Genomic DNA, 11,238 nt, shown 5'->3' with positions numbered 1-11,238 from the left:
CCCTGAAATAATCGTTATGAAGCTATACCTACCCCTAAAAACCGCTTTCTCCGTTATTGGCCTGTTCCTCGCTGCCGCGGTCGCCCTCGACGCCGCTCCGGCTGGATTGACCGAGAAAGAAGCCAAGAAGTTTGATCGCGCGGTCAAGAGCTACTACCGGAAGTCGAGCGTCGAAAACGACCGCAACGACGCAGCCATGACTTGGGTTCAGACGCCTCAGGTCGAAAATGAGGTTCGCGACACTTACTACCATTTGCGTGCGGCGGTTAAGAACGGCCGCGCCTTGGTGTTTCAGATTGTTGCGCAAAAGGATTACCTGACGACCAGTCAAATCTACGATCCGAACGCGAGCAAATGGAACAGCGCCGTTTCGGAGGGCAACGCCCTCCTGCTTGAATCGTCTGTCGCCACCAATCCTAGAAAGGGAACTCCTGTCCAGTACGGTTTCGTGAAGCTTTCAGAACCCTTTCTCCGCAAGTGCAAGGACACTGGATTTACGGTGACGGTAAAGCACGTCGAGGAGGGCGACGAAACGGATTTCGAGGTCGAGCCCGAGCTCGTTACCGCATTCTTGAAGAAGTACGACGAGGCGACCCAGTAGTCGCCAACTCTCGCTGGCAATCCCTTCCCGGTCTTCTGGCCCGAGGGAGTGTCTCTTGTTCAGCGCCTCCCCGTCTGGAAGTCGTAGACGTGCAGTGGGGTGGCGAGGGCGGGGCCGTCGGGATAAGGGCCGTGCTCTTGGATGTAGACGGATAGGATGCCGTCCTTGAGCAGGCGAGCGGTGTCGATGAGGGGTTCTCCATCGAAGTCCTTGTCGATTACCTTTTGGATCTGCCAATCGCTGTATCCGAACTTCTGTGACGCAGTGGCGATCACGAGCACGCTTCGGTCGTCGTCTTCGCGGTAGCCGGGGAAGACCTCCGTGCCAGCAGGGTAGGAAAGGTAGGCGATTTTGTTCATCTAAAGGGTGCCGATACCTTTGTGTCCTCGGTTATAATCGCGTGACAACAGTTGTCGCTCATATTTTGAGCTATGCCCGTCGCGAGCACGCTCCCACAATTGTGGCGACCTGGCTAGGTCTGTGGCGGAACGCTTACGCCTTCGCTTGTTTGCACCACGCGGCGGAGGGTGCCGTCGGGATTGTGATAGAGATAGTCGATGCAAACGGCGCGACGGTAGCTGTCGCCCGTGTTCGGATGTTGGATACCGCCATTGTGGTAGAGGAAGTACCATTGGCCTTTGAATTCAATGGTGGCAGGATCTGCGGTAAAGACGTCGGTGATGATTGGGTTGGAAGCGTTCGCAGCGTATGCGAAAGCGAGTAGCAGGAGAGGTCTCAGTTTCTTCATTTTAGGCAATAAGGTATTTAAAGGTGGATACGAGCGCGAGGAGCGATTCGTGGGAAGGCGTCCCTCATTTGGGGGAGAGAGGCCAATTCTCCGACTCGGTTCGGGCTGTCTTGAGGTAGGCGCGAATGGCGGCAACGATCTCAGGGCGTGATCCTGCCAAGTTGTGGTCTTCGTGTATGTCTTTGGAAAGGTCGTAAAGCTCGAATGGACGGTTCTCGGGAATGATAGCTTTCCAGTTCTTCCAGCGAACCGCTTGCTCGAAAGGACCTTCGAAGTCTTCCCAGTAGAGGAAGCGGTCGTGGGCTTGTGTTTCTTCTCCTAAGAATGTTGGAACGAGGCTAAGCCCGTCGGTGTTTGCGGAAGGTGAGGTACCGGCGAGTTCGGCGAGCGTCGGCATCACGTCGGCAAAGTATCCAGGAACTTGAGACGCGGAACCTGCTTCGATCTTGCCTGGCCAACGAACGATCAAGGGGACGCGGATGCCGCCCTCGCTCAGGTCGCGTTTGTAGCCGCGCAGCGGACCATTCGAATCGAAGAAGTCAACAATGGCGGTTTGCAGTTCTCTGGGCTCGGAGCGAGGCCCATTGTCGGAGGTGAAGAAGACGATGGTGTTGTCGTCGAGGCCTGTTTGCTTGAGGTGCTGCAGGAGGGCGCCGACGAACTGGTCGGTCCAGTGGATCATCGCGGCATAGTGCTTGAAAGCCTCGGGCCAATCCTTCTCGGCGTAGGGCCCGAAGTCGTTCGTACGATAGGGACTGTGCGGGAGGTTTAATCCGATATGCAGGTAGAACGGCTGCGTTCGTTTTTTTTCGATGAAGGCCTTGGCTTCGTCGAGGCACATGTCGGGATGGTAGTAGCCTTCGGCTCCGTCTTGGTTTGCGGGGATGGAAAGCAGCTTGCGATTGGAGAAACGCTTGGGAGGGAAGTAGGTGGAAGCGTAGGTTCCGGGTTCGCTGACCATCCAGCCGTAAAATTCGTGGAAGCCGCGATCGAGCGGTCCGGCTTCCGGATTGAAGCCGTCGAGGTGCCATTTGCCGATGACGGCCGTCCGATAGCCAGCGTCACCGAGGACGTGCCCGATGGTGGTGTCCGACTCCAGCAAGTTGGCTCGCCGCACTTCTCGTTCACCCTTGTATCCGACGATTCCGCCTTGGGGCGCCATGTTGCCGCGGATGCGAGTGTGGCCGGTGTGAAGGCCGGTCATGAGCACGCTGCGGGAGGGAGAGCAGATGGTGGCTCCCGCATAAAAGTCGGTGAAGCGCATGCCTTCCGCTGCGAGGGTGTCGATGTGTGGCGTATCCACTTTTTCCTGCCCGTAGAGCGGTAGGTCGCCATAGCCAAGGTCGTCGGCCAGGATAAAGACGATGTTGGGTTTGGCGGGCTCCGCGGCGGCCGAAGAGATGAAAAGGATTACAAGCGCGATGAGTGACAGGTTAAGATGTCTGGGTGACGAGGGTATGTTGGGGGTAGACATAAGCGAAGCATAGCGCAGGTCGCTAGTGATGTCTTCTGCGACACGTTCTGAACGTCAGTTTTTGTAAAGATGGTTCGGTTGATGGAAGGGCTCGCGTCGAATCCTTCACTCCGGGGAGGGCTAGCTTTTTCGGTCTTTCGAGTTGATTCCTGGGTGCCTGCATTTCCGGGCTCTCTGAATCTTTGAAAATAGCTTGCTGTTTCATGGGTCGTAGCGCTTAGACGATTACCTACTCAAATCTACCCAAAGATGCTCCATTCCCCAATCCCAGCGTCGGCGAGCGAGAGACTCGCTGACATGGATCCCACAAATTTTAATCGGAACCTCTGTAGGCCAAAGCGACGAAACTCGTTGTCAGCTTTGTGTTGCTGTCTGTTTGCAGCGCTTCTGCTTTCGTCCTGCGCGACGACAAGCAAGTACCAATTGAACGAGGAGCAACTCCTGTTCGAGTTGAAGGACGATTTTGAATACAGCCGTAATCGCTCGGGAGACAAGGTGACGGTTCTGCACCGAGGGACCTACCGTTGCACCTATTCGGATGAGGGGGGCTACTATTTCGATGCTCCATCGACCATGCGCGTTGAATCTGTTTTTCGAGGAGGGGGTAGAGGGGGCGTTTATATCACCAAAGAAAGCCCTCGGGCGGCTTACCTCTATTTGCAGGACTCTGAAGCGACGCCGTTCTACGTTTACGGTGTTGGCATGATGCAAGTAGGAGGAACGGGTAACTTTAGGCGAGGTAAGCCCTTGCCGCAGGCGTTTGTTGATCAAATCGAAATCATTCCAGATGAAGAAAACTAGCTTTTGGAGCGCGGTTGCCACATTGGGCGCCGCATTGTTATTAAGCGGCTGCGTGAGCGGCCCTGTGGCAGTGCCATCCACGTTTTGGGAGCAGACGAGCGATCGCGTGCTCATCGTTTTGGACGAGCTGCCGGAGCACGGTATATATGCCAAGGAAGGATCCCAAGGCCTCCTGGACGTGGCGATCAACAGCGCCATGGCTACCAGCGAGGCGAAGCACTTGAAGCAGCAGGATGCGGATGCGTTCCGCGAAATCGTATCGATCTTTGAAGCGGAGCTGACTGCTGCGGGATTTCAACCGATCGTTTACGAGGACGCATTTAGTTTGAAGGATCAGCCAAAGTTGAAGGGCAAGCAGTCGGGGCAATTCGAATACGATTTAAGCGGGCTTGCAGTAGCGTCTGATGCCGATGAGATCATTGTTTTGCGCTTGGTCAGCTTCGGTGCGAGCCGGACTTATTATGGTTTCATCCCAACCTCTCAGCCGCAGGGCTATGCCATGGTCCAGGGAATCATGGTCGATACCGAGAAGAACAAAATATTGTGGGATACCGGAATTTTGGAAGGGACGATCAAGGATCCTGTAGTGGGAGAGTGGAACCAGGAGCCCGATTTTCCCAATCTGACCGAGGCCATGAACCGCGCGGTCGAAAAGTCCAAGCGTTTCTTGAAGGATCGGTTTTTCGAGCGTTAAGCCCGCCCGATCCGATTGTTGCCATCGATCAACGAGCCGCGCGGGCAAGGTCCACATCTTGGGCGACTTCATCGCGGATGAGGGCCCAATGGAATAGGTTGTCGGAGTTGGCGTCGAAAGAGTTATGGTTGTAGTGGGTGAGCCGCATGTCCCGGTAAATGGGGCGCGTGACCTCGATAAGGCGATCCCACTCGCCGAGCGCGCTTTCGAGGTGCTGGATGGCAGCTCGTTGCTGGGCTTGTTCGCCTGTTTCGCGGTAGGTTTGCAAAGCCACTCCGCCGCGTAGTTTCGCGGCGAGGTGCAATCCGAGATGAGCCCACGCTTTGACGTCGGCTACTTCGTACATGAGTGAAGCGTTGTCTGAGGTATCGATTTTGCTGACGAGCTCGAGGGCTTCTCGGTTGTCCCGCTCTAGATCGGCGGCGAGCCGGAGCGGAGTGATGCGGTCGACGGAGAAGGAGCCGCCGCTTTGGAGGGTTTCGACGTATTCGGAAATGGATACGTAGGCGGGATCCATGGTGGGGTGGCTGATCAGATGGTCGATGCCGATGTATTTCGTGACCTCGCCTTGTAGGGCGAGAAAGCCTTCGCTGTAGAGGGTGAAGTCCCAGCGGGAATCGTACAGGGAGGCGAGGCGAAGCTGGGTGGACGAGGCGAGCGAGTAGGCGTTGAGAAGATTCTTGGCCTTGTCGCCGTAGCGATAGGTGAAGGCGTCTTGGAAAACTGAATCCGGTGTTTCGGGATCGTAGAGCAGTCGGCCCCAGAGTTTGTAGAAGAGCCATTGACGTTCGAATGCGTAGTCCCAGTCCACCGTTTGGTTGCTGACGGTGAAGTAGTCGAGGGCGGGGATGTAAGTCTCGGAGCCGATGAAGTAGCCGCCCACGTAGCTCGCCTTGCCGTTGAGAGCAATGTGCTCGCGAATGAAGCTGGGGACTCCCCAACGGAGGCAGAAGAAGTCTTCGTTGCGGGCTTGCCAGGTGATTTTGTAGTTCTCGGGGAGCGGTTCGAAATAGGTGTCGCCCAGTTTGCCGCCGTGCACCTTGACGAGTTTGGGAGTGGAGTGGGCGTGCGACCAATTGAACTTCATCTCCACCCAGATAGGGCCATCGAAACGATCTTGGAGGTTCTCCATGGCTTCGCGCGTGACTTGCTCTACATCCTTGCTGACTCCGGGGTCTGAGGATGTGCCGGAGGAGAAGGGGACGCGGTGGATCAGCTTCACCTTGCGGTCCGCGTCAAGCATGCCCGCGATCATGACGTCATCCATCCACTTTTGCCGCTCCAGGGGAGTCATTCCGGCCATGCCTTCGCCGTGAGAGATCCCAATGCCGTCGAGGTCGGGGTATGTATTCAAAATTTGGGTAACGCTCTCGCGGAGGTAGCGCCGTAAAAGCTCGGAGGTATCGCCTGGCACGTAGTAGTGGGGGTAGAAATTGCGCTCGGCGATGCCGTGAGCCTTGGAGAACTCCTCGCTGGTGAAGATGCTCCACTGCACGATGTAGGTGTCGAGGCCTCGCTCCTTAGCCATGCGGAAGATCTGGCGATAAAGCGCTTCCCATTCGGCTTGTTGCTCTTCCGTCCACGGGCTGGCCTCTGGAAAATTCTTAGGTTTCACCATGTAGGTGAAGGGGTTCATGTTCCAAAGGCTGATCACGTTGAAGCGATTTTCGACCATCATGTCCAGGAAGGCTGCCCAGTATTTCGGGTCGCGTGCGGTTTCGTAGTGTTGGTCGAGGGCGGAGCTGGGGCGGTAGGTTTCCCATGGAAGGTTGTACTTGATGCCGCGAAATTCGAGATTGGGCTTCTCTTCGGATGGGGGGATGGCGGCGAGCGACGTGCCGTTGCGAAGTTGCTCGATCAAGGAGTAAGCGCCGTAGATGAGTCCGCGGTCGTCGCCAGCGAGGACGGTGATGACCTTTCCTTCAGGTATGATTTGGAAGCTCTCAGGGCCTAGGCGTTCGCTGTTGAGGCCGAGGCTGACGAGTCGCTCGTAACCACCGCGCTGCTCAAGGACAACATGGTTCAGTTCTGCGAGGGCATTGGCTAGTTTGCCCGCAGCGTAGCTTGCTTGCGGGCTGTCCGCGTCGTGCAGAAGGTAAACCTTTTCGGCGAAGGCATGGCTTGCGAAGATCAGGCAGAATAGGAGCTCAAGGTAGGGTTTGCGCATTTCAGAAAGGGTAAGCGATTGGCGCAGCTGGCGCGGGGATGGAGCTCAAGGAGCCTCTCATTGGCGATAGACATTCGCGAGTAAATTCAGGACCAGCGTCCCGGCCGGTTTGCTCGTTTTAAAGAATGAAGTCCCTCGGTGTGCGGTTCCTAAAACGAGGGAGCTATTGGAGATGGCGTCCGCAATGCGAGCTGCGGATGCACGGAGAGGGGGGAGGAAGGGGGCGGAGGTAGACGACTGCGACGACGATTCCTGAAACGTTTGCCATTGTTTCGCAGCCATCTGCGTTAGGACTAGGGAGGTTAGGTCCTCACCCCTTTGAATGATGAAAGAAGGAATGCAGACTATGAGACAATTGCCCCTTATTTGCGTAACGATTTTAACCTGCGCGACAGGATGTGCTCGCCAGGTCGAGACTGAGATAACTGCTCGCGCTCCCGAGGGCGCGGTTCACCGGACGGAGGCGGTGGCGGAAGGTATCGGTCAGCCATGGGGCATGGCGTTCCTGCCCGATGGGTCGATGCTAGTCACGGAGAAGGGGGGCGAGTTGCTGCTCATCCGCGACGGCGAGCGAACCCAAGTGCCGGGCTTGCCGGAAACCGTGGTGATCGGTCAAGGTGGTTTGATGGATGTTGTATTGCATCCTGAATACGAGAGCAACGGTTGGATCTACCTTAGTTACGTGTCGCCAGAAGGCAATGGTGCGGGAGGCAATACGGCCATCATGCGGGCCCGGTTGCAAGGAGACCGTTTAGTCGACGGAGAGCAGCTCTACAAAGGAAGTCCCAACACTGAATCCGGTCGGCACTTCGGTTCGCGGATCGCCTTTGACTCTTCCGGGTTTCTTTATTTCTCGATCGGTGATCGAGGGGCTCGCGATCAGAATCCCCAGGATCTCGCGAGGGACGGTGGCAAGATCTATCGTCTACACGACGACGGGCGAATTCCCGCGGACAATCCCTTCGTGGGGAAAGATGGCGTGAAGCAGGCGATCTATAGTTATGGGCACCGAAACCCGCAGGGAATGGTGAGGCACCCGGAGACCGGCAAAATCTGGATACACGAGCATGGTCCGCGCGGAGGCGACGAAATCAATATAGTCGCCGCGGGTAAAAACTACGGCTGGCCGCTTGTAACCTACGGAATCAACTACAGCGGAACCGAGATCACGGATCGAAAAGAGGCGCCAGGCATGGAGCCGCCGCTGTTTCATTGGACTCCCTCTATCGCTCCGAGCGGAATGGCTTTTGTCACCTCAGACAAGTATCCAGAATGGAAGGACTGCTTGTTGGTGGGTTCTCTGAAGTTTGCTTATCTCGAGAGACTGGTTTTGCGAGATGGCGAGGTGGTGGCGCGCGAGAAGGTGCTTGAGGGAATCGGTCGCTTGCGGGACGTGAGGCAAGCTCCGGACGGATTCGTTTACGTGTCGGTGGAAGGTAGGGGGATCTTCAAGATCCTTCCGCTTTGAGCCGTCACTTGATCGGCGAAGCGTCGTGAGCGGTCGCTTCTCAGTGCGCCGGATCGCGTTAGGGAAGGTGCTCGGGACTCTTGCTCTCGATTTTTTGCCGTTCTCTAAGAGACAGTCCACCAATACATACTTGCCTCATCTGAGTAGTGTTGCAGCTTGCTGCAGACCGCAGTGGAAACCCTTTTATCAGCACGACGCGGTCTGGACCAATTTCCAACCCGTATACTCGACTAATTGAACAGTCACTAAGGCTGTCTAGCGCTTGCGAGTGTCGACTTTCACTTTTCGGAAGGGAAAGGGATTATCGCTGACGCGCAGGCTCTGGCCGCTGGCGGTGGTGACGTCCCGCAGCAAGACGCGCTTGGGGCGAACGTAGGGATAGCTTTCCTGATAGCTGGAGTCGGTCATCTCTGGAGTGAAGTTTGCGAAGATGGCGGGACCCTCGTAATTCTCAGGGTGGTTGGAGTCGTCGATGTGCAGGTTCTCGATGACTATCTCTTCGGGCAGGTAGCAGGTGTAGCCGAAGTCGTGCTGGGTGGAGTTGCGTCCGCCGATGAGGCTAGCGCTGACGGACCGGCCGCTCGAGGGAACGAAGCGGCAGTCGCGGACCAGGATGCGGCCTTGCCAAGTGCTGCCGTAGTCTTGGCGCAAGTTCACGAGGTGGGGGCCGTAGACGATGGAGTTTTCGAGAGTAAGGGTGCCGGTGCCGATGGCGTTGATGCCCATGTGCCCGAGGGTGGAGTTGCGGATGGTGGCGTTGGCGACTCCCATGTGAGCGTCGAATCGGGAGAGGGTGCAGCGATCGTAGAGGAGGTTCTTGGAGAAGTTGGATCCCATGATGCCCCAGTAGTCGCGGTCGTGAATGTCGTTGGTTTGGCTGCAATTTACGAACGATACGTTGAGGGAGCGGTTGACGATGATGTCGTAGCTTCCCATGGGGACCGGTTTGCCGGCGTTGCCGATGGTGATGTATTTCTTGCGCCCGGTGAGGAGGGCATTTTTGACGGTGACGTAAGCGCTGTCGCGAATGTTGATAAATCCGCCGTAGGGGGCGCCTTGATCGCCCTCGCCGGTGACGCGATGTTCCAAGCCGTCGACCACGACGTTTGAGCGTCGGATGGCGAGGTTGCGGCTGTAGTAGGTGTACTTCGACTCGGCTTGGTTGGCGATGGTGGTGAACGTGCCGCCGCTGATGGTAAGGGTTGTTTCGTCGATCGGCAGTGCGGTGCAGTCGGTGATTTCTTCAAAGTCCCAGACGATGGGGGCCATGGGGTCGAGCTTGCCGTTTTTGTCGACCACGAAGATATCGGTTTGGGAGGCTCCGTTGTTTTGGTTCAGGCCGTATCGGATGTAGCGCTTGGTATTGGAGTCGGTAACCGTGACAAGGCAGGGGCCAGGGAGCGGAACGTTGATCCGTTTCTGGTTCCGCTTGAGGGAGGTAAGGCCCTCGAGCTTGAAGGACTTTTGTTGGGAACTGACTACGAAGACGGGGGCGTCCCGTTTTTCGACAGCGGTGTCGTCGATGATGAAGGAGGCGTTTCCGAAGTCCGTATCGGTTTGGATATAAGCGGTTCGTTCCTCGCCGCCGATGTAGTAGGTCGCGTTGTCCTTGGCTCTAACCTTAAGCTGATGCTGGTTGGCGTAGGCGTGGGTGGCGGCGATCGCGACCGCGTCGTCCGTGACTCCGTCGCCGGCTGCCCCGAAGTTTTCGTAGCTGATCTGCCCCGCTTTGGCGAAGGCCTTTTTATCGTCCTGCGAAACCGTGAGCAAGAGGCTGCCGTTCTCCTCTTCGATCACTTGGGTGGGGTCCGCGGAGCTGACGATCGTGACGGTGGAGCTGCCAAGGGCGTGGGCCGTGGCAATGAGGGCGAGAAGGGTAGAGAAAGGTGCGGTCCAGTTCATGAGGCGAGATGCTTTCAGGGGGGCAGGCAGGTTGGGAGTAGCTTTTGCGCCGAATGGATTAGAGCAAGGCTGCATCCATGGCACGCGTTCCGAGTTTGTTTCGTAAAGCGAGGCGTCGCTCCGAAATACTTCAGGAGCGCGAAGAGTTATTCGCGAAAAACGAAAGGCATTTTTTGGGAGGGTTCGTCGATTTTTCCTTTGCCATGGGCGAACGCCCCGTCCTGTTTTCGCTAGGGACGGAGAGTTGAGATGAAGAGTGATCGATTCCTTGAGGCAGAGCAGATACGGGAGCAGGCCCGCGAGGCGTGGCGGAACAACGCGCGTTGCATCGGCCGGGCGCTGTGGGACAGCCTGGAGTTGTTGGATGCGCGTGGCGCGACAGGGCACGACGAAGTATTCGAGGCCTGCTTGCAGCATTTGGACTTCTCCACGAACGGCGGGCGAATTCGTTCGGCGATTACCGTCTTCGAGCCGGTGGCCCGTGGGCGGCGCGGCATTCGTATTTGGAATAAGCAATTGATACGTTACGCGGGGTATCGCCTGGCGAACGGCACGGTTTTGGGCGATCCAGCTCAGCTGGAGTTCACCGAACAGCTGCGGGCCTTGGGCTGGACGCCTCCGGCCCAGCCGAGTCCTTTCGATATTTTGCCGCTGGCGATCGAGCTGCCGCACCTAGGTGTGAAGCTGTTTGAGATTCCCCGGAAGCATGTCATGGAAGTTAGGATACGCCATCCGCATTTCGAGTGGTTCGAGCGGCTCGGTTTGCGTTGGCATGCCTTGCCGGCTATTTCGGACATGGCCTTGGTCTTCGGGGACTACAAGTTCTCTGCAGCTCCCTTCAGCGGTCATTACATGGTGACGGAAATTGCGGTGCGGAATTTCGGTGACGAGGGGCGCTACAACATGCTCCCGCGCATCGCGGAAAATATGGGCCTTTCCACCCGCGATCGCGCTTCTTTCTGGAAGGATCGGGCCCTGGTTGAGCTGTGCTCCGCGGTCCAATTCTCCTTCAAGGAAGCGGGCGTGTCTCTGGTCGACCACCATTCGGCTGCCCAGCAGTTTTCCAAGTTCGTGGAAAAAGAGGAGCGTCAAGGGCGAAGCGTCGTGGGAGACTGGTCATGGCTGGTCCCTCCTATGGCGGGTTCAACCATGGACTTGTATTTCCGTGGTTACGACAAGACGCACCCCGAGCCCGCGTTCAAGTACCAGAAGCCGGCTTGGAAGCGTGAACTGTCTCCCGTCGGAAGGAGTGCTTCTCGTTGTCCGTTTCACTAAGGCTCGTTTGCGGCCGACCGCTTTGCCCCGCAGCTCGGGCTGAAGCGATTTCCGCGGAGCGATTCGCCTCCTTCCTCGACGAGAATCGGCGTAGGAGTGCGTTCTCTC

At 57.0% G+C, this 11,238-nt stretch carries 10 protein-coding genes; 5 read left to right on the top strand and 5 right to left on the bottom strand.

Translation table 11 applies throughout. The annotated features are described in order from the left end of the window. Positions 1-16 precede the first annotated feature (16 nt). The gene (locus IEN85_RS04915; protein WP_191615949.1) at positions 17-601 is read left to right on the top strand and encodes a hypothetical protein; all 585 of its coding nucleotides are present in this window, start codon (positions 17-19) and stop codon (positions 599-601) included. A gap of 59 nt (positions 602-660) precedes the next feature. Here IEN85_RS04915 and IEN85_RS04910 read toward each other — a convergent pair whose 3' ends face one another. The 3 genes from IEN85_RS04910 to IEN85_RS04900 form a co-directional block, all read right to left on the bottom strand. Further along, complete coding sequence (locus IEN85_RS04910; RefSeq protein ID WP_191615948.1) at positions 661-960, bottom strand: hypothetical protein; 300 nt, start codon at positions 958-960, stop codon at positions 661-663. Positions 961-1,073: 113 nt separating this feature from the next. Next, complete coding sequence (locus IEN85_RS04905) at positions 1,074-1,349, bottom strand: hypothetical protein (protein ID WP_191615947.1); 276 nt, start codon at positions 1,347-1,349, stop codon at positions 1,074-1,076. Positions 1,350-1,413: 64 nt separating this feature from the next. After that, positions 1,414-2,823 carry an arylsulfatase gene (locus IEN85_RS04900; RefSeq protein ID WP_191615946.1) on the bottom strand — a complete coding sequence of 470 codons (1,410 nt, stop codon included), beginning with the start codon at positions 2,821-2,823 and terminating at the stop codon, positions 1,414-1,416. Positions 2,824-3,246: 423 nt separating this feature from the next. Between IEN85_RS04900 and IEN85_RS04895 the strand changes: the two genes are divergently transcribed. Both IEN85_RS04895 and IEN85_RS04890 read left to right on the top strand, forming a co-directional pair. Beyond that, positions 3,247-3,624, top strand: a complete 378-nt coding sequence (locus IEN85_RS04895; protein ID WP_191615945.1) for a hypothetical protein — start codon at positions 3,247-3,249, stop codon at positions 3,622-3,624. Next, on the top strand, positions 3,611-4,318 hold the full coding sequence (locus tag IEN85_RS04890) for a hypothetical protein (RefSeq protein ID WP_191615944.1): 708 nt from the start codon (positions 3,611-3,613) through the stop codon (positions 4,316-4,318). The genes IEN85_RS04895 and IEN85_RS04890 overlap by 14 nt, the downstream gene beginning before the upstream one ends. Before the next feature lie 28 nt (positions 4,319-4,346). On the opposite strand, the gene IEN85_RS04885 is transcribed toward IEN85_RS04890, so the two are convergent. Continuing rightward, entirely contained in the window at positions 4,347-6,485 is a 2,139-nt protein-coding gene (locus IEN85_RS04885; RefSeq protein WP_191615943.1) for a beta-N-acetylhexosaminidase family protein, read from the bottom strand. A 346-nt stretch (positions 6,486-6,831) separates the two neighbouring features. On the opposite strand from IEN85_RS04885, the gene IEN85_RS04880 reads away from it, so the two are divergent. Then, complete coding sequence (locus IEN85_RS04880; RefSeq protein ID WP_191615942.1) at positions 6,832-7,953, top strand: PQQ-dependent sugar dehydrogenase; 1,122 nt, start codon at positions 6,832-6,834, stop codon at positions 7,951-7,953. Between the two features lie 255 nt (positions 7,954-8,208). On the opposite strand, the gene IEN85_RS04875 is transcribed toward IEN85_RS04880, so the two are convergent. Next, a complete protein-coding gene (locus tag IEN85_RS04875) occupies positions 8,209-9,855 on the bottom strand; it encodes a hypothetical protein (protein ID WP_191615941.1) in 1,647 nt (548 codons plus the stop codon). A gap of 249 nt (positions 9,856-10,104) precedes the next feature. Here IEN85_RS04875 and IEN85_RS04870 point away from each other — a divergent pair, with 249 nt between their 5' ends. Beyond that, positions 10,105-11,130, top strand: a complete 1,026-nt coding sequence (locus tag IEN85_RS04870; RefSeq protein WP_191615940.1) for a nitric oxide synthase oxygenase — start codon at positions 10,105-10,107, stop codon at positions 11,128-11,130. Positions 11,131-11,238: the final 108 nt, after the last annotated feature.

Origin of the sequence: Pelagicoccus enzymogenes (assembly GCF_014803405.1) — a bacterium.
Lineage (GTDB): Bacteria > Verrucomicrobiota > Verrucomicrobiia > Opitutales > Opitutaceae > Pelagicoccus > Pelagicoccus enzymogenes.
Note: the sequence above shows the minus strand (reverse complement) of the source record. Positions and strands in the feature narration are given on the sequence as shown.

Bases quoted from the DNA above. Each gene is read 5' to 3' on its own strand.
- IEN85_RS04915 (WP_191615949.1), top strand. From the start codon at position 17: ATGAAGCTATACCTACCCCTAAAAACCGCTTTCTCCGTTATTGGCCTG.
- IEN85_RS04910 (WP_191615948.1), bottom strand. From the start codon at position 960: ATGAACAAAATCGCCTACCTTTCCTACCCTGCTGGCACGGAGGTCTTC.
- IEN85_RS04905 (WP_191615947.1), bottom strand. From the start codon at position 1,349: ATGAAGAAACTGAGACCTCTCCTGCTACTCGCTTTCGCATACGCTGCG.
- IEN85_RS04900 (WP_191615946.1), bottom strand. From the start codon at position 2,823: ATGTCTACCCCCAACATACCCTCGTCACCCAGACATCTTAACCTGTCA.
- IEN85_RS04890 (WP_191615944.1), top strand. From the start codon at position 3,611: ATGAAGAAAACTAGCTTTTGGAGCGCGGTTGCCACATTGGGCGCCGCA.
- IEN85_RS04885 (WP_191615943.1), bottom strand. From the start codon at position 6,485: ATGCGCAAACCCTACCTTGAGCTCCTATTCTGCCTGATCTTCGCAAGC.
- IEN85_RS04880 (WP_191615942.1), top strand. From the start codon at position 6,832: ATGAGACAATTGCCCCTTATTTGCGTAACGATTTTAACCTGCGCGACA.
- IEN85_RS04875 (WP_191615941.1), bottom strand. From the start codon at position 9,855: ATGAACTGGACCGCACCTTTCTCTACCCTTCTCGCCCTCATTGCCACG.
- IEN85_RS04870 (WP_191615940.1), top strand. From the start codon at position 10,105: ATGAAGAGTGATCGATTCCTTGAGGCAGAGCAGATACGGGAGCAGGCC.